Annotated in this window: 18 protein-coding genes; 11 read left to right on the forward strand and 7 right to left on the reverse strand. The window is 62.7% G+C overall.

Features of this window, described 5'->3' with window-relative positions; all coding sequences use genetic code 11:
• Positions 1 to 278 precede the first annotated feature (278 nt).
• On the forward strand, positions 279 to 1,229 hold the full coding sequence (locus tag V6093_RS24685) for an IS110 family transposase (protein ID WP_004577666.1): 951 nt from the start codon (positions 279 to 281) through the stop codon (positions 1,227 to 1,229).
• Positions 1,230 to 1,403: 174 nt separating this feature from the next.
• Here the strand turns inward: V6093_RS24685 and V6093_RS24690 are convergent, their stop codons facing one another.
• Together V6093_RS24690 and V6093_RS24695 are read right to left on the reverse strand one after the other, a co-directional pair.
• On the reverse strand, positions 1,404 to 1,724 hold the full coding sequence (locus V6093_RS24690; RefSeq protein ID WP_047605245.1) for a hypothetical protein: 321 nt from the start codon (positions 1,722 to 1,724) through the stop codon (positions 1,404 to 1,406).
• Positions 1,725 to 1,809: 85 nt separating this feature from the next.
• Entirely contained in the window at positions 1,810 to 2,400 is a 591-nt protein-coding gene (locus tag V6093_RS24695; RefSeq protein ID WP_003252796.1) for a cysteine hydrolase family protein, read from the reverse strand.
• A gap of 181 nt (positions 2,401 to 2,581) precedes the next feature.
• Between V6093_RS24695 and prmB the strand changes: the two genes are divergently transcribed.
• Entirely contained in the window at positions 2,582 to 3,490 is a 909-nt protein-coding gene (gene prmB / locus V6093_RS24700; RefSeq protein WP_003252797.1) for a 50S ribosomal protein L3 N(5)-glutamine methyltransferase, read from the forward strand.
• 128 nt (positions 3,491 to 3,618) lie between these two features.
• On the opposite strand, the gene V6093_RS24705 is transcribed toward prmB, so the two are convergent.
• Entirely contained in the window at positions 3,619 to 4,401 is a 783-nt protein-coding gene (locus V6093_RS24705; protein ID WP_003252799.1) for a hypothetical protein, read from the reverse strand.
• 65 nt (positions 4,402 to 4,466) lie between these two features.
• Entirely contained in the window at positions 4,467 to 5,429 is a 963-nt protein-coding gene (locus V6093_RS24710) for an alpha/beta hydrolase (RefSeq protein WP_003252801.1), read from the reverse strand.
• 235 nt (positions 5,430 to 5,664) lie between these two features.
• On the opposite strand from V6093_RS24710, the gene aroC reads away from it, so the two are divergent.
• The 3 genes from aroC (at position 5,665) to V6093_RS24725 (ending at position 8,589) form a co-directional block, all read left to right on the forward strand.
• Positions 5,665 to 6,756, forward strand: coding sequence for a chorismate synthase (gene aroC, locus V6093_RS24715; RefSeq protein WP_060538718.1), 1,092 nt, complete (start codon positions 5,665 to 5,667; stop codon positions 6,754 to 6,756).
• A gap of 142 nt (positions 6,757 to 6,898) precedes the next feature.
• Positions 6,899 to 8,053 (forward strand): MFS transporter, encoded by a 1,155-nt coding sequence (locus tag V6093_RS24720; protein WP_003252805.1) that lies wholly within the window; start codon positions 6,899 to 6,901, stop codon positions 8,051 to 8,053.
• Positions 8,053 to 8,589: an oxidase gene (locus tag V6093_RS24725; RefSeq protein WP_274083886.1), complete on the forward strand. Its 537-nt coding sequence runs from the start codon at positions 8,053 to 8,055 to the stop codon at positions 8,587 to 8,589. The genes V6093_RS24720 and V6093_RS24725 overlap by 1 nt, the downstream gene beginning before the upstream one ends.
• A 126-nt stretch (positions 8,590 to 8,715) precedes the next feature.
• On the opposite strand, the gene V6093_RS24730 is transcribed toward V6093_RS24725, so the two are convergent.
• A complete protein-coding gene (locus V6093_RS24730; RefSeq protein WP_003252809.1) occupies positions 8,716 to 8,988 on the reverse strand; it encodes a DUF3509 domain-containing protein in 273 nt (90 codons plus the stop codon).
• Between the two features lie 266 nt (positions 8,989 to 9,254).
• Here V6093_RS24730 and V6093_RS24735 point away from each other — a divergent pair, with 266 nt between their 5' ends.
• Both V6093_RS24735 and V6093_RS24740 read left to right on the forward strand, forming a co-directional pair.
• Positions 9,255 to 9,779, forward strand: coding sequence for an ankyrin repeat domain-containing protein (locus tag V6093_RS24735; RefSeq protein WP_003252811.1), 525 nt, complete (start codon positions 9,255 to 9,257; stop codon positions 9,777 to 9,779).
• A gap of 60 nt (positions 9,780 to 9,839) precedes the next feature.
• On the forward strand, positions 9,840 to 10,370 hold the full coding sequence (locus tag V6093_RS24740; protein ID WP_004577082.1) for a hypothetical protein: 531 nt from the start codon (positions 9,840 to 9,842) through the stop codon (positions 10,368 to 10,370).
• Positions 10,371 to 11,412: 1,042 nt separating this feature from the next.
• Here V6093_RS24740 and V6093_RS24745 read toward each other — a convergent pair.
• Positions 11,413 to 12,351, reverse strand: coding sequence for a ZIP family metal transporter (locus tag V6093_RS24745; RefSeq protein ID WP_012053339.1), 939 nt, complete (start codon positions 12,349 to 12,351; stop codon positions 11,413 to 11,415).
• Positions 12,352 to 12,477: 126 nt separating this feature from the next.
• Between V6093_RS24745 and V6093_RS24750 the strand changes: the two genes are divergently transcribed.
• From V6093_RS24750 to V6093_RS24765, 4 genes are all read left to right on the forward strand, one after another.
• Entirely contained in the window at positions 12,478 to 12,669 is a 192-nt protein-coding gene (locus tag V6093_RS24750; RefSeq protein ID WP_003252818.1) for a PLDc N-terminal domain-containing protein, read from the forward strand.
• Positions 12,670 to 12,808: 139 nt separating this feature from the next.
• Positions 12,809 to 14,866 (forward strand): LTA synthase family protein, encoded by a 2,058-nt coding sequence (locus V6093_RS24755; RefSeq protein WP_003252821.1) that lies wholly within the window; start codon positions 12,809 to 12,811, stop codon positions 14,864 to 14,866.
• A 206-nt stretch (positions 14,867 to 15,072) separates the two neighbouring features.
• Positions 15,073 to 15,309: a hypothetical protein gene (locus V6093_RS24760; RefSeq protein ID WP_003252823.1), complete on the forward strand. Its 237-nt coding sequence runs from the start codon at positions 15,073 to 15,075 to the stop codon at positions 15,307 to 15,309.
• A 174-nt stretch (positions 15,310 to 15,483) separates the two neighbouring features.
• A complete protein-coding gene (locus V6093_RS24765; RefSeq protein WP_003252824.1) occupies positions 15,484 to 15,816 on the forward strand; it encodes a ribonuclease E inhibitor RraB in 333 nt (110 codons plus the stop codon).
• 235 nt (positions 15,817 to 16,051) lie between these two features.
• Here V6093_RS24765 and V6093_RS24770 read toward each other — a convergent pair whose 3' ends face one another.
• A complete protein-coding gene (locus V6093_RS24770; RefSeq protein WP_265979448.1) occupies positions 16,052 to 16,852 on the reverse strand; it encodes a cytochrome c in 801 nt (266 codons plus the stop codon).
• Positions 16,853 to 17,344: the final 492 nt, after the last annotated feature.

Raw genomic sequence — 17,344 nt, forward strand, 5'->3', positions numbered from 1 at the left:
AGGGTTTCAGTTCACTGCATGAATTGCCGGGGCCGCTTTGCGGCCCTTTCGCGACACAAGGCCGCTTGTGTCTTGATGGGGGATTAGAATCTGGAGTGAGAGCGGTGAATGGCAAGCTGAATGCCGTAGGTGCCTTGAGCACGTGTGGGAGCACAAGCTGCCATTCACCGTTCCACTTTGGCGAGAGCCCGAACAGTTGGATGCGGCTCTGATCTCGAATCACAAGCGTGGGCCAAGCCAAAGTCCTCTCACTGTGTTGAGTTTAGGAGGTTTTGGTGATGGCTTCCTTCTTGGGTATCGATGTTTCCAGTCTCTCCCTTGATGCTGCGGTGCGGCCACAGGGCATCAAAATGCATTTAAGCAATGATCCCACAGGCTTTGAGGCGCTACTGGAGAGCCTTCGCAAGCTCAGTATCAAGCGCGTCCTGTTAGAGGCGACGGGTGGCTACGAGCGAGATGTCATGCGTTTTCTACAGGACGCTGGCTACAAGGTCATACGCGTTAATCCCAGGCGAGCCAGGTCATTCGCTGACTCTCTAGGCATCAAGGCCAAGACTGACGCCATCGACGCCGAGGTTCTGGCGCACTATGCCGAAGTCATTCCAGATCAACCCTCCCTGCGAATCAGCCCCGAACGAGCGCTTCTGCGAGAGTTGCTTCAGCAACGTGATCGGTTGGTTCAACAGCGAGATGACGACCTGCGGCGCCTGAAGCAGGTGCAATCGACTGCAGTTGCTAACTACCTGAATGCCAACCTGAAACACTTCAAAGCGCAGATCAAACTGGTTGAGCGTGAGATCGAACAGCAAACCGCGATGCTGAACGACGAACGGGTTACCCAACTGATTAAAGTGAAAGGCATTGGGATGGTGACAGCGGGCAAGCTAGTAGCGCTGCTGCCGGAGCTGGGTCGGGTTGAATCCAGAGAAATTGCCTCCCTGGTCGGAGTGGCGCCCTTCAACCACGACAGCGGGAAATTCATGGGCAAGCGCTCTATCTCTGGCGGACGATTTGCGGTCAGGCGATCGCTGTACATGGCATGCCTTGTGGCGATGAGATACAACCCAGCACTCAAGGCTCGTTATCAGTCACTGCGGGAGCGCGGAAAACTTCCCAAAGTCGCTATCGTGGCCTGCATGAGAACGTTCATCGTGCGGTTAAATGCCATGCTCAGAACGGGTACATCATGGCTCGATCTAGTGCTACCGCAGCCTGAAAGTACAACGTAAATCCAGAACGCAGCGTGAGCCGCGTGGAAGCGGGCTTGCCCGCGAAGCCAACACCGTGGTGGATGGCACGGGCTTCGCCCGTGTTCGCGGGCAAGCCCGCTCCCACAGGGAAGGCGCCAGCTTTTAGAAATTGAGCAAGACAGTTGCTCCCACAAGGACCGCGTTAGCAGCGTCTCAATCGTGCTTCTTCATCAGGTGCGGCGACAGGTTAAGCTCCCGCCCGCGGCGCAAGCGGATACGGCTGCGCCGCCAGAAGCGCACACCCAGCCACAGCAGCAACAAGCCAGCCACGGAGAGGATGCTGGACAACGGTTTGTTGGCGTTGAGTTCCTGCAGGGCAGGGTAGTTGCCCAGCAGGCCGGCGACGCCGGCCATGGCCAGCAATACGCCCAGCGTCGCCAGCAGGGCCGACAGGCCGGCCGCCAGGCGGGCGCCCCAGTTACGCGGCTCGCGCGGGCGCAGGCGCTTGGCGTCGAAACTGCCTTTAAGCTTCATTCCGCTCTCCTCGGTGGATATCCGGAATTCGACCTGCTGCTGCCCATCGGGTTCCGCCCGGCTGCCGGGCGGTCCTGCAAGCCGCTCAGATCAGGCTCGCGGTGGGTGCGACGCAAGCGAAGTTGTCAGCCATCACGGCCATTTCGCACTGGTGAATCTGCGCGGCCGGAATGACGCCGTCCTTGAATGCCAGGTCGCGGGTGGCCGACGCGTCTTCTACCAGGGTGCACCGATAACCATAGTCCTTGGCGCGGCGAACGGTGGTGCTGACGCTGGAATGGCTCATGAAACCACAGACGATCAGGTCCAGGTGGCCCAGCTCCTGCAAAGTTTCGTGCAGCTTGGTGTTCTTGAACGCGTTGGGCATGCGTTTTTCGATGACGATTTCACCTTCCAGCGGCTCCAGCCCCGGAATGAACTGGCCAGCCGGCCCCTGGGGGTCGAAACGGCCACCAACAGTGCCCAGGTGGCGAACATGGATGATCGGACGGCCGCTTTTACGGGCGGCGTCGAGCAACCTGGCGATGTTGGCCACGGCCTCGTCCATGCCTGACAGCTTCAGGGGACCACTGAGGTACTCCTTTTGTGCATCGATGATGATCAGGCTGGCGTGGCTCAGCTTGGCCGGCGGATAGTCGCGGCCAGTGAGGCGAAACATCGTGGTTGGAACGGACATCAAGGGCTCCTTGGATAGGGCTTTTGTATACCTATTCTCCCCTGCCTTGGCGCCAATGGGAATGGTTGACAACGCAAGCGGCATGGTTACTGGCCTGTGGCTAGCCTTTGGGCAAGGCAAAGGAACAAATGTGCGGGTGGGGCTGTTAGACTTTTGTCCGGTCTGAAAATAGGAGTACCCCGTGATCACATCCCGTCTGCGCACGCTGCGCGACTACATCCGCTGGGCGGTCAGCCGCTTCCACGAGCATGACCTGTTCTTCGGTCACGGTGCCGACAACGCCTGGGACGAAGCCCGCCTGCTGGTGCTGGGTGCGGTGCACCTGCCATGGGAGGTGGCCGACAGCTACCTGGACTGCATGCTCGAGGACGACGAGCGAGTACGCCTTCAGCACCTGCTCAAGCGCCGTATCGAAGAGCGTGTACCGGCCGCCTACCTGCTGGGCGAGGCCTGGTTCTGCGGCATGTCGTTCATTGTCGACGAACGGGTGCTGGTGCCGCGTTCGCCCATTGGCCAGCTGATCGAAAAACGTTTTGAGCCGTGGCTGGCCAGCGAGCCGGCGCGCATTCTGGACCTGTGCACGGGGTCGGGTTGCATCGGCATCGTCGCCGCTGACGTGTTCCCCGAGGCCGAGGTGGTGTTGGCCGACCTGTCGTTCCAGGCCCTTGAAGTGGCCAACCAGAACATCGAGCGCCATGGCCTGGACGGGCGCGTGTACACCGTGCAGGGCGATGGCTTTGGTGGTTTGCCGGGGCAGCGTTTCGACCTGATCCTGTCCAACCCGCCGTATGTCGATGCCGAAGACTTCGACGACATGCCGGCCGAGTACCACCATGAGCCCGAGCTGGGCCTGGCCTGCGGCAGCGACGGCCTGGACCTGGTACGGCGGATGCTGGCCGAAGCGGCTGACCACCTGACCGAGAAGGGTTTGCTGATTGTCGAAGTGGGCAACAGCCAGGTGCATGTCGAGGCGTTGTACCCAGAGGTGGACTTTGCCTGGCTGGAATTCGAGCGTGGCGGGCACGGGGTGTTCATGCTCACCGCCGAGCAGTGCCGCCAGCATCAGGAATTGTTCAAGGCCCGCGTTTAGGCTATTTGGGGCTGCTTTGCAGCCCATCGCGACACAAGGCTCCACAAGGTGCGCGATCAATCTATGGGAGCGGCCTTGTGTCGCGATGGGCCGCGAAGCGGCCCCAATCTCCACCGGCTGATGCGGTCTTAGCGGGTTGCAATCCAGATCAACAGCCCTGCCTGGAACACGGCAAACGCCACCAGGCAGGTAATGGTGAAACGCAATCCGCCGTCTTCGCGCTGGTATTTGGCCACGCGCTCATCCCGCTCGCGCAGTTGCCCTTCCTTTTCCTGCAGTTGCTGGTCCGCCTGCTGCAGCAGGTTGGCGGCATCCAGAATCTCCACCCGCTGCAGGCGCTCGTTGCTCCAGGCGGCCTTGAGCTGGCCCACGGTCATATCCGCGGTGCGGCCCTTCAGGTGCTGGCTGTCCTCGTACTGCACCTCGATACCCACCCCGCGCAAGCAGTGGTCACGGCGCAGGCGTGAGTCCTCGTTCAGGGCATCCTTGCTCGGCAGCGCCATGCCTTCAACCCGGTAGTGCGACCACCTGCGCTGCAACCACTGCGCGGCCTGGGCCAGCATGAAACGGCCGATGCCACGGTTCACCGGTTCCAGTTGCAGGCCATGTTCATTGCCAATACGCACCAGGCGCTCGGCATGGTCGACGCGGATGTCCAGGCGGTTCTGCTCTTTGTGCACTTTTTGCCCAGGCAGCTGGATTTCCATGCGCAGCAGGCTGTGTGCCTTGTCATGGCGCTCGGCATAGCCGAACTGCACAAAACGCAGCGGCCGCGCGCCGGTGCTGCGGTCGGTAGGCAGTGCTGCCAGGCGTAGCAGCTGGAAATGTTCGGCGGTCAGCTCGGCCCAGGGCAGGGCGGGGATTTCCTGGGGTTCTTCGGCCGGCTCGACGGCGGTGGGGGAGGTGGTCATCAGGGCTTGTCCTCAGCTATGCCTGCTGTATCGGCAGGCATGGCTGAGACCTGAGCCTGTTTGACTTACGCCGAAGGCAAATGCTGGATGAACGTCACAATTCGCTCGCCCAGCTCACGCGCCAGCGGCAGCTCGGGGTTGAGGTAGCTGTCGCGCTGCTGGCTCATGCCCTTGGGGCTGATGCGCAGCATGTGGTTCATGCCATCAATCAGGACCAGTTGTGCATCTGGCTTGGCCGCTTTCAGCCGTTGGGCGTCGGCCACGTCCACCTGCACGTCGTTGCGCCCCTGCACGATCAGCGCGGGCATCGGCAGGCGGGCAAAGGCGGCTGCCGGGTTTTGCTGGAACAGCGAAATCAGGTACGGCTGCACGCTGGGGCGAAACACCTGGCGCAACGGCGCTGGCACATCCAGGCTGGTCTGCCCGGCCTGCAGGCGGTCGAGCAGGGCACTGCCACCGGCCAGTTGCGCGGGCGGCAGGCGCTGGGCCAGTTGTTCGTGCAGCACCTCGGCCAGCGGCCGGCCGCTGCCGGCCAGGGTGATGACTGCGCTGGCGCCAGCCTGCTCGGCGGCCAGGCTGGCAATCAGTGCGCCTTCGCTGTGGCCAATCAGGATCAGCGGGCCGAAGCGCGGGTCGGCTTTGAGCTTGCGGCTCCAGGCGACCACATCGGCCACGTAGCGCTCCACGCTGAGGTCACGCTCGTCAGGCGTGGCCGGCTGGCTGGCGGCCACCCCGCGTTTGTCGTAACGCACGCTGGCAATGTGTTCGTTGGCCAGCAGCAGGGCCAGGCGCTTCAGGTTGTCGACCCGGCCCGACGCCGGGTTGTTGCCGTCGCGGTCGGTGGGGCCGGAGCCGGCGATGATCAGCACCACTGGCGGCGGGGTGGCTTGTTGTGGCAGCAGCAGGCTGCCGTGCAGCACGCCCTGGCCGGTGTCCAGGTCGATCGGGCGTTGCAGTACAGTGGGGGCGGCGGCCTGGGCCAGGCCGGTGCACAGCAGGAAGAGCAAGGCGACGAGGCGCGACATCATGCGGTACTACATGGGGAGATGTGGGTTTGACCCAATGTTTGCAGGAAGGTTCTGGGAAGCGAATGGCAGGTTCGGCCCTTTCGCGGGCACGCCCGCTCCCACAGGTATTTCACAGCATTCGGATCTGTGGTGATCCTGTGGGAGCGGGCATGCCCGCGAAGAGGCCCGCACAGGCGATCAAAGCATCTGTATACTGCTGGCTTCGTCCATTTCAGGCAGAACTCGCGGAGCGTCCATGTCCGGCAATACCTACGGCAAGCTGTTCACTGTCACCACCGCTGGCGAGAGCCATGGCCCGGCGTTGGTCGCCATTGTCGATGGATGCCCTCCGGGCCTGGAAATTTCCCTCGCCGACCTGCAGCACGACCTTGACCGGCGCAAGCCCGGCACCAGCCGGCACACCACCCAGCGCCAGGAAGCCGACGAGGTAGAAATCCTTTCCGGCGTGTTCGAAGGCCGCACCACCGGCTGCTCGATCGGCCTGCTGATCCGCAACACCGACCAGAAGTCCAAGGACTACTCGGCCATCAAGGACCTGTTCCGCCCGGCCCACGCCGACTACACCTACCACCACAAGTACGGTATCCGCGACTACCGCGGCGGCGGCCGCAGCTCGGCCCGCGAAACCGCCATGCGCGTGGCCGCCGGCGCTATCGCCAAGAAGTTCCTGGCCACCCAGGGCATCACCGTGCGTGGCTACATGAGCCAGCTGGGCCCGATCGAAATCCCGTTCAAGACCTGGGAGTCGGTGGAGCAGAACGCCTTCTTCAGCCCTGATCCGGACAAAGTACCTGAGCTGGAGGCCTACATGGACCAGCTGCGCCGAGACCAGGATTCGGTGGGCGCCAAGATCACCGTGGTCGCAGAAGGCGTGATGCCCGGGCTGGGCGAGCCGATCTTCGACCGCCTGGATGCAGAGCTGGCCCATGCGCTGATGAGCATCAACGCGGTCAAGGGCGTGGAAATCGGCGCCGGCTTCGCCAGTGTGGCCCAGCGCGGCACCGAGCACCGGGACGAGCTGACCCCGGAAGGCTTCCTCAGCAACAACGCGGGCGGCATTCTGGGCGGTATTTCCTCCGGTCAGCCGATCATTGCGCACCTGGCGCTGAAGCCCACTTCCAGCATCACCACCCCGGGCCGCTCGATCGATGTCGATGGCAACCCGGTGGACGTCATCACCAAGGGCCGCCATGACCCGTGCGTGGGCATCCGTGCCACGCCGATTGCCGAGGCGATGATGGCCATTGCGCTGATGGACCACCTGCTGCGCCACCGTGCGCAGAATGCCGATGTGCAAGTGAATACCCCGGTGCTGGGCCAGCGCTGATCCACCTGCACCGGCCTCTTCGCGGGTAAACCCGCGCCTAAATTGGGATATCACTGCCCTCAGGTGCAGTGACAGGGTGAAATCCGCGTAGGCGCGGGTTCACCCGCGAAGAGGCCGGCCCAGGTCCCCACAAGGCCACCCCATGCAACCCATCCCCTACTGGCGCCTGTCCAGCTTCTACCTGTTCTATTTCGCCCTGCTGGGCTCCACCGCACCGTTCCTGGCGCTGTACTTCGACCACCTGGGCTTCTCCCCGGCGCGCATCGGCGAGCTGGTGGCCATCCCCATGCTGATGCGCTGCGTGGCCCCCAACCTGTGGGGCTGGCTGGGCGATCGCACGGGCCAGCGCCTGTTGATCGTCCGCCTTGGCGCGCTGTGCACCCTGGCCACCTTCGCCCTGATCTTCTTCGGCAAAAGCTACGCCTGGCTGGCGCTGGTGATGGCCCTGCACGCGTTCTTCTGGCATGCGGTGCTGCCGCAGTTCGAGGTCATCACCTTGGCCCACCTGCACGGGCAAACGTCGCGCTACAGCCAGGTACGTCTGTGGGGTTCGATCGGTTTCATCCTCACCGTGGTTGGCCTGGGCCGCTTGTTCGAGTGGTTGAGCCTGGACATCTACCCGGTGGCGCTGGTCACGATCATGGCCGGCATCGTTGCCGCCAGCCTGTGGGTGCCCAATGCCCAGCCGGTGGAACAGGGCGGGCGCAGCGGCACGGGGGGCTTCCTGCAGCAGTTGCGTGCCCCGGGGGTGATCGCGTTCTACGCGTGCGTGGCCCTGATGCAGCTCAGCCACGGACCGTACTACACCTTCCTTACCCTGCACCTGGAGCACTTGGGCTACACGCGCGGTGCCATCGGCCTGTTATGGGCGCTTGGGGTGGTGGCCGAGGTGCTGATGTTCATGGTCATGAGCCGCCTGTTCGCCCGTTTCAGCGTGCAGCGCGTGCTGTTGGTCAGCTTCCTGCTGGCGGCATTGCGCTGGCTGCTGCTGGGCAACCTGGCCCAGGAGCCGGCAGTACTGATCTTCGCCCAGCTGCTGCACGCGGCCACCTTTGGCTGCTTCCATGCCGCCTGCATCGCGTTCGTCCAGGCCAGCTTCGGTGCCCGCCAGCAGGGCCAGGGCCAGGCGCTTTACGCAGCGCTATCGGGTACCGGCGGTGCGCTGGGGGCGCTGTACTCAGGCTACAGCTGGAAGCTGCTGGGCCCCACCTTCACCTTTGGTATGGCCAGTGCCGCAGCCTTGGCCGCAGCCGTTATCATTGCCCTTTGTTCGCAACCGACCAGGACCCGCCCCTGATGAGCATTCTCAGCGTTTTCCACCCCGCCAGCCCGGCACTGCCGAACAAGGTGCTGACTCACCACGACGACATCGCCGCTACGTTGGCCGAGCAGGGCGTGCGCTTTGTGCATGCCGAACCTGGCCTGCGGGTGCGCCCGGGCACGGCCCAGGACGAGGTGCTGGAGGTTTGCCGCGTGTATCTGGATGAGTTGATGACGGCGCATGGCAGCAAGGCCTTCGCGCTGCTCAACCGCGACGGTGAAGACCCGGCACAGGTCGATGTGCGGGATGAGCATGTGCATGATGCCGACGAGCTGTTCGCCGTGATCAGCGGGCGGGCGCAGGTTGGTCTGCGGCTGGGGGACTGGGTGTATTCGGTGCTGTGCGAGAAGGGTGACCAGCTGCTGGTGCCGGCCGGGACGCGGCGCTGGGTTGAGCTGGGTGATACACCGTTTTGCCTGGCATTGCGCTTGTATGGCAGCGAGCAGGGTGTGGAGGCGCGGTTTACCGGGGATGTAACGGCGCGGGCGTTTCTGGGGGTCGACGAGTTGTAATGGCATTGCCGGCCTCTTCGCGGGTGAACCCGCTCCTACATTGACTGCGCGATGCCAAGGGCGGCGCAACCGTCGGTCGTAGGAGCGGGTTCACCCGCGAAGAGGCCAGTTCAGGCAATACGCCCCTCAGCGGTAAGTCGGCAGGGCAAACCGCTGCTGGCTCTGCAGCATCGAAATGACCGGCAATTCACTGGCCTCTTCAGCCAGGTCACGACGGATGGCACTGATCGCCCAGGACAGCTGTTCGGCACTGTGCAATTGCCCGTAGGTCAGCACCCGGCGGGTAACCTTGCCATCCGCTGCGCGCAGGGTAAGCAGTACACCGCCATCGGGCCGGGCTTTGGTATTTACCTGATAGGCCGAAAATACCGAGGCGAACTTTTGCTGGATGAGGTCCATATCAACTCCTGGCTGTTGTGTGGCAGACATGAGTTGATGGTTGCAGTGACCGTGCCAGAATCCTGTTTGGCGAAAAACCCAGTAAATACAGGCGGTTACGGGGAATTTGCAGAAGCGGCATCGTGCAGGCTGCACGGTCGTGCATTTTGCACAGTGCATTTTGCACGGGTCAGGGTTTGCCTATCGGCCTCATAGAATCTGAACCTTTGACCGCAATGGCATGCCTGACGAACACTTGGGCCATCAATTATGCCAGGAGGTTCCCTATGTCCAGCCAAGCCGCACCCGCCACCATGACCGATGACGAAACCGCTGCGTTCGCCGAGCAGGTGTTCGAACGTGCCCGCCAGGGCGACGCCGACATGCTCGGGCGCCTGCTTGCCAGCGGCCTGCCGGCCAACCTGCGTAATCACAAGGGCGATACCTTGCTGATGCTGGCCAGCTACCACGGCCACCACGAGGCGGTGCGCGTGCTGCTGGCGCAAGGTGCCGATCCGCTGATTGCCAACGACAATGGCCAACTGCCGATTGCCGGTGCCGCATTCAAAGGGGACCTGGCGATGATTCGCCTGCTGGTGGAGCATGGCGTGCCGGTGGATGCCGCCGCGCAGGACGGTCGCACCGCGCTGATGTTGGCGGCGATGTTCAACCGCAGCGAAATCCTCGACTATCTGCTGGCCCAGGGGGCCGACCCGGCGCACCAGGACGCCCGCGGCATCACCGCCCTGATGGCGGCGCAAACCATGGGCGCAGCAGACACCGCCGCGCGCCTGCAAGTGCTGGCCGGCTAACCGCCTGGGGGCATTTGCGGCTATCCTTGGCGACTTTTCACCCGTCGCAGGCCCCCTTTCATGAAAACTCAGTTGCTCGAATTCATCAGCCTCATTGGCGCCGGCTGCATGCGTGAGGCAGATATCGAGCGTATCGCCGACGAGGCCGCCCAGGCCTACGCCGACCCTGTCGCCTTCCTGGCCGCCAACCCCGACATCAACTACGACGACACTTTCCCGATGCCTTTGGGCGAATGGGTGGTGCTGGGCAGCCTGCCGGATACCGTGGTGTTCCAGGCCGACAGCTACCAGGCGCTGTTCCAGCAGATCAGCGACTCGTTCGACAACAGCGTGCCGTTTACCCTCAAGCCCAAGCAACTGGCCCGTACCGAGCCACTGACCGCGCTCAACCGTATCCAGGTGCAGATGGGCGCGCTGAACAAGGAGGCCGGGGGTTATGTGCTGCTCAACTTCAGCCAGTTGCTCGATGATGAACTGCAGATGGTCATGGTGGGGCAGCAGGACCTGGCGCGGGTAATGGAGCTGGGGGCAGCGCTGGGCATCAAGGTCGAGCCGGCGCTGGAAGCACTGAAGGTCGCCGTACACATCTAAAGCCTGGCACAGGCCTTGTGGGTGCAACTGTCTTGCTCAATTTCTGAAAGCTGGCGCGAGCCGTGTGTGTGGCCTTGTGTCGCGAAAGGGCTGCACAGCAGCCCCGGGGTTTCAGCGTCGATGCAAATAATGCCGGGGCCGCTTCGCGGCCCTTTCGCGACACAAGGCCGCTCCCACAGGCCGGTGTTCAGCCTCAGCCCAGCGCAGTATCGAGAAACATCATCACCGCAAACCCATCCATCAACCCCGGGTAATGGAGCTGGGAGCATCGCTGGGCAGCTAGGTCGAGCCGGCGCTGGAAGCCCTGAAGGTCGCCGTACACATCTGAAGCCTGGCATAGGCTTTGTGGGAGCGGCCTTGTGTCGCGAAAGGGCTGCACGGCAGCCCCGGGATTTCAGCGTCGGTGCAAATAATGCCGGGGCCGCTTCGCGGCCCTTTCGCGACACAAGGCCGCTCCCACAGGCCGGTGTTCAGCTTCAGCCCAGCGCAGTGTCGAGAGACATCATCACCGCAAACCCACCCATCAACCCCGGGTAATGGAGCTGGGAGCATCGCTGGGCAGCTAGGTCGAGCCGGCGCTGGAAGCCCTGAAGGTCGCCGTACACATCTGAAGCCTGGCATAGGCTTTGTGGGAGCGGCCTTGTGTCGCGAAAGGGCTGCACAGCAGCCCCGGGGTTTCAGCGTCGATGCAAATAATGCCGGGGCCGCTTCGCGGCCCTTTCGCGACACAAGGCCGCTCCCACAGGCCGGTGTTCAGCTTCAGCCCAGCGCAGTGTCGAGAGACATCATCACCGCAAACCCACCCATCAACCCCGGGTAATGGAGCTGGGAGCATCGCTGGGCAGCTAGGTCGAGCCGGCGCTGGAAGCCCTGAAGGTCGCCGTACACATCTGAAGCCTGGCATAGGCTTTGTGGGAGCGGCCTTGTGTCGCGAAAGGGCTGCACAGCAGCCCCGGGATTTCAGCGTCGGTGCAAATAATGCCGGGGCCGCTTCGCGGCCCTTTCGCGACACAAGGCCCCTCCCACAGGCCGGTGTTCAGCTTCAGCCCAGCGCAGTGTCGAGAAACATCATCACCGCAAACCCACCCATCAACCCCAGGGTCGCCGCTGTCTGGTGCCCGTTGCGGTGGGTTTCGGGGATCACCTCGTGGCTGACCACAAAGATCATCGCCCCCGCCGCCAGCCCCATGCTGATCGGGTAGGCGAGGGCAAAGCCGGTAGAAATCCCCAGCCCGATCACCGCCCCTAGCGGCTCCATCAGGCCCGACCCTATCGCCACCAACGCGGCCTTCAGGTTGGAAAGCCCCGTGGCGCGCAAGGCCAGCGCCACGGCCAGCCCCTCGGGGATGTCCTGAATGGCGATGGCACTGGTCAGTGGCAGGCCGATGTTCATGTCGCCATTGGCAAAGCTCACGCCAATCGCCATGCCTTCAGGCAGGTTGTGCAGGGTAATCGCCAGCACAAACAGCCACACCCGGCTGATGCGCTCGGCTTCGGGGCCGCACGGGCCGGTGCTTTCGTGTTCATGCGGGGTGAAGCGGTCCAGGCCCAGCATCAGCAGCACACCCAGGCCCATGCCCAGCACCACGGTAAACGCAGCGGCCGGGCCGTTGCCCGTGATCTCTCGGGCAGCCTCCAGGCCCGGCAAAATCAGCGAAAACGAGCTGGCGGCCAGCATCATGCCGGCAGCAAAGCCCAGCATCACGTCCTGGGTGCGCGCGTTGACATCGCGCAGCACCACTGCCAGCACGGCGCCCAGTGCGGTGGCCCCAAAGCCGGACAACCCGCCCAGCATGGCCAGGTGCAGGTTGTCGGCATGGTCGCCGTTCACCGCGTTCCAGAGGCTGGCGGCCAGCAGCACGCACACCGCCAGCAGGCTCAGCCCCAGGCCGGCGCTGAGCCAGGGGGTATCGGAAACCTGCTGGCGCCAGGCCTGCAGCAGTGAAGAGGGGGCGGCGCTTTGGCTGTGAGTGGGCGGCATGCGAACCTCGAATCAGTGAATGCAGTCAGTCTACCGAGGGACCTGCGACATCCGCCAAGGATTCCCTTCTATTGGTGCGATAGCTGACTATGCTGTGCAGCAAAGCCTCTGGACAGGAATTCAGACATGGGATCTACCTTCAACAGCCTGGTCGGGCTGATCATTCTGGCGCTGGATATCTGGGCCATTCTCAACGTGATCAAGAGTGGCAGCGAGGTGGGCATCAAGGTGTTGTGGATCTTGTTGATCGCCTTGCTGCCGGTGGTGGGGCTGGTGATCTGGGCGATTGCCGGGCCGCGGGGAAATGTGCGGCTCTAGGCGCGTTACTGACATAGCCAGTAATAGGGCCGTGACAAAATTTTCACATTGGTTTAAACAGAATCCGCACCCGCATAATGCTGCGTTGGCCTAGCGCCATCGCCTCTTCGCAAACCGCAATCCTAGGACCTTCCCATTCATGGCTAACACGGACGCCTTGAAGCAACAGGGCGCGCGAACGTCATTTTCGCCGACCTTGAAATCCCACCTGGCCTATACGCTGCTCAGCGGCCTGGTGATCATGCTGATGCTCAGCCTCGTGCGCCTGGCGCTGCTGGCCTACAACAACGACATGGTCGGCGATACCCCTTATTCGACGGTCGCCGAAGGCTTCCTCAACGGCTTGCGCTTCGACCTGCGGGTGGTGGTTTACATCAGTATTCCGCTGCTGCTGGCCATCCTCAGCCCCTGGGCCATGGCCCGGCGTGGCGTGTTCCGTTTCTGGCTGACCCTCGCTTCGAGCGTGGTGATGTTCCTCGGCCTGATGGAAATGGACTTCTACCGCGAGTTCCACCAGCGCCTCAACGGCTTGGTTTTCCAATACATCAAGGAAGACCCGAAAACCGTCATGAGCATGCTCTGGTACGGTTTCCCGGTGGTCCGCTACCTGCTGGCCTGGGCCTTCGGGACCTGGCTGCTGAGCCTGCTGTTCAAAGGTATCGATCGCGCCACCCGTGCCGAAGGCCTGTACCGCGTTGCCCCGTGGTACAAGCGCCTGGCGGTATTCATGGTGATCTTGCTGGTGGCCGTGGTCGCTGCCCGTGGCACCCTGCGCCAGGGCCCGCCGATGCGCTGGGGTGATGCCTTCACCACGGACTCCAACTTCGTCAACCAGCTGGGCCTGAACGGCACCCTGACCCTGATCGACGCTGCCAAGAGCCGTTTTGGCGAGGACCGTGCCAACATCTGGAAGCCAGTCCTGGAGCAGGACGTGGCCACGCAAAGTGTGCGTGAGCAACTGCTGACCGCCCACGACACGCTGGTCGACGCCGACGAAGCCGCTATCCGCCGCGACTTTGTGCCGCCGGCTGACCGTACCCTGCCGATCAAGAACGTGGTGGTGATCCTGATGGAAAGCTTCGCCGGCCACTCGGTAGGCGCGCTTGGCAGCCCCAACAACATCACCCCGTACTTCGACAAGCTGGCCAAAGAAGGCCTGCTGTTCGACCGCTTCTTCTCCAACGGCACCCATACCCACCAGGGCATGTTCGCCACCATGGCCTGCTTCCCCAACCTGCCAGGTTTCGAATACCTGATGCAGACCCCGGAAGGCGGCCATAAGCTGTCGGGCCTGCCGGCGCTGCTCAGCGCCCGTGACTACGACGACGTGTACGTCTACAACGGCGACTTTGCCTGGGACAACCAGTCCGGGTTCTTCGGCAACCAGGGGATGACCACCTTCATCGGCCGTAATGACTTCGTCAACCCGGTGTTCTCCGACCCGACCTGGGGTGTGTCCGACCAGGACATGTTCGACCGCGGCAACGAAGAGCTGGCCAAGCACGATGGCAAGAAGCCGATCTACGCGCTGCTGCAGACGCTGTCCAACCACACGCCGTATGCCCTGCCGAAGGATTTGCCGGTAGAGAAAGTGACCGGCCAGGGCCGTCTGGACGAGCACCTGACCGCCATGCGTTATTCGGACTGGGCGCTGGGCCAGTTCTTCGAGAAGGCGCGTAAAGAGCCTTACTTCAAGGACACCCTGTTCGTCATCGTCGGTGACCATGGCTTTGGCAACCACCAGCAGGTTACCGAGCTGGACCTGGGCCGCTTCAACGTGCCGCTGCTGCTGATTGCCCCGGGCATTCAGGAGAAGTTCGGTGCGGTGAACCACACTGTGGGTACCCAGGTCGACATCGTGCCGACCATCATGGGCCGCCTGGGTGGCAAGGCTCGCCACCAGTGCTGGGGGCGTGACCTGCTCAACCTGCCCGAGGGTGACCAGGGCGTGGGCATGATCAAGCCGTCGGGCAGCGAGCAGATTGTCGGGCTGGTGCAGGGTGACCGTATCCTGATCGAGTCCAAGGACATGAGCCCGCGGATGTACCGCTACCAGTTGGGCAGCGAGTTCAAGGCCGAACTGATCGAAAGCCCGGACCAGCCGGAAATGCTCAAGAAGCTGGAAGCGTATATCCAGACGGCGACCAAGAGCCTGCTGGATAACACCGCTGGCGTGGTGCACGGCACACCGAAGTAAACCGGGGCCGCGTTGCGGCCCATTCGCGGGCTTGCCCGCTCCCACAGGCATTGCACAGGGTTCGAACCTTGTGCTGGCCCTGTGCGAGCGGGCAAGCCCGCGAATGGGCCCCGCACAATTTTCCCAGACTGAACATTATCCCCGCCCCAAGGTCAGTTATTCAGGCATCACACACCTGGTGTTCGTTGACTGAGAGGGTCCGTTCAATGAAAGAGTGGGAAGTCATTTTTGCCGACCAGAAGGGCGAACCGTCCACATTGCTGTTGCATGCCGAGCATTGCCCCAGCGAGGAAGACGTTGCGCGGGCCATCCGCTCACACCTGTTTCCGGTGATGGACGAGCTGGACCTCAACGACTTCCAGGACCGTATCATCTCCCCAACCGCACGCTGGCTCAAAGAGCATAGTGGTGTGACCATCACCAGCATTCACGAAGTCCCCTGAACCACACGTTTGCGTGGTGCCTTGGCAGGCACTACGCTGGAGAAGGGCCTGCCTGTTCTGCGGGTTGGCGCCGCTACAATTCGCGTCTTGCATCAGCTCGAACTGCACGGCCTTTGCCGGCAGGTGCGTAGTGCACGGAAAGTCTATCCATTGCTTTATTCAGGAGGACGATTCATGAGCAGCCAGAACGACGATATCAGCAGCAACGTCCTGCGCCAGATGAAAGCAGGCGGTTTCGACTTCACCCAGATCCACCCCATCGAGTTCTATGCCGTATTCCCGGACGAAGCAGGGGCCCGTCGTGCAGCCGGGCAGTTTCGCGGGGAATCGCTCAATGCCCAGGTGAAGGAGCTGGGCGACGGTGCCTGGCACCTGGAACTGAGCAAGGTCATGTACGCCACCCATGGCGGGATTGGCGACTTTGAAGAGGCCTTCGAGCAGTTGGTGACACCGTATGGGGGTGAGGTGGAAGGGTGGGGCGTCAAGCACGAACGGCTCACGGCCTGACAGTTTTGTGTTGGCCCGTTCGCGGGTTAACCCGCGCCTACACATTGATGGAGGGTGGACACCCCCTGCCGTTGTAGGAGCGGGTTCACCCGCGAATACGGTGGCGGCGGCAACGATGAACGGCCGGGGATATTGGCCAGCAGGACCGGCCCTTTCGCGGGTGAACCCGCGCCTACGACGACCTGTGTCCACCCTCCACCACCGTGTAGGCGCGGGTTTACCCGCGAAGAGGCCCTCAAGGCTTACGCGCTGCCATGTGCCCCAAATAGGCCAGCAGCGCATCCAGTTCCTGTTCACTCAACACACTTTCGGCAAACCCCGGCATCTTCGCCTGCGGCCACCGCCGCAGGCTTTGCGGGTCGCGTATCAACTTGCGTAAATAAACCGGCTGAAAATACTCGGTCGGGTTATACGGCACATTCAAGTCCGGCCCCACCTGCCCATCCCCCGCACCGTTCAACCGGTGGCACACCAGGCAATTCTGCTGGAACAGGGCAAAGCCCTGGCGCACCGGGCTGTCGGCCGGCAGCTTCGGGTCGGGTAGCAGCGCAGGAAACCGCTGGTCCACCGGGGCCAGCTTGCGAAGGGTGGCGATCTGGAATGGCCACTGTTCAGGGCGGATGCCGCTGGCCTGCGGCGCAGTCCACACCAGGTAGAACGGCCCGGCACCTGGCTTGCCTGGACCCAGTGACGGCCACGGCGTGTCGGGGTCTTCCACGGCCAGCCATGCCCGTGCCGGCCCTTGCTGCAGCAAGGGCGCAGCGGGCATTTCGGCGGCAAAGCCATCCAGCGCCACGGCCTGAAGGTGATCGCTGGCAGTCACGCCTTTCAGCAGCGTGACCAGTGGCACCGCCCGATAGTGCATGGGGCGTTTGTAGGATACGTCCTGTTCGATGCTGATGTCCTGGGCCTCAGGGTGGCCAAGCAGTTCGGCGCTGCTCCACTGGCGCGGTGTCGCGCCCAGTTCAAGGTGCAGTTGCGCCGCCGACAATGGCAGGCTCAGGAGCAACGCTAGCAGGGCAAGGCAGTGGCGCATAGGCGATCTCCGACCATCAAGGCCAGCAGGTTACCTGTGCGTTGCCCGTTGGCGCCACTGCCGCAGTCAGCCAAACAAACGTGTCAGGTTCGGCAAGATCAACAGCAACGTGGTGGCAAATAAAATGAGCCCAGCTTGGCGAATTTTCGATTGTCTGAACATGGCGGACCGCCTTCTTGTTGTTATTCCTGAATACCCGTTGGCTTCCTTGTCGCGCTTCGGGTCGATCGCAGCGGCGTTGAATGGCGCCGGACTGCTTGCCGCTTGAAAGTGGATATACCTTCAACAGTAGGGTGTGCGTTATCCATATTTGAGAACCCTTTGTTCTAACCGTGCACTAAAACCATTCCTCTGGCTATGAGGCTAAGTGCTATCTAGCTGACACGCTCTATCTAGACAGTGGCGCAAGTACCCGGCAGGCGCCGACGAAATGTGACCGTTCGTCAGTGCAGCCTACTTGCTTGTACGTGCCTTTCGCGGCAGTCTCTACAG

Source organism: Pseudomonas putida group bacterium ESBL64 (genome assembly GCF_045277175.1).
GTDB classification, from domain to species: domain Bacteria; phylum Pseudomonadota; class Gammaproteobacteria; order Pseudomonadales; family Pseudomonadaceae; genus Aquipseudomonas; species Aquipseudomonas alloputida.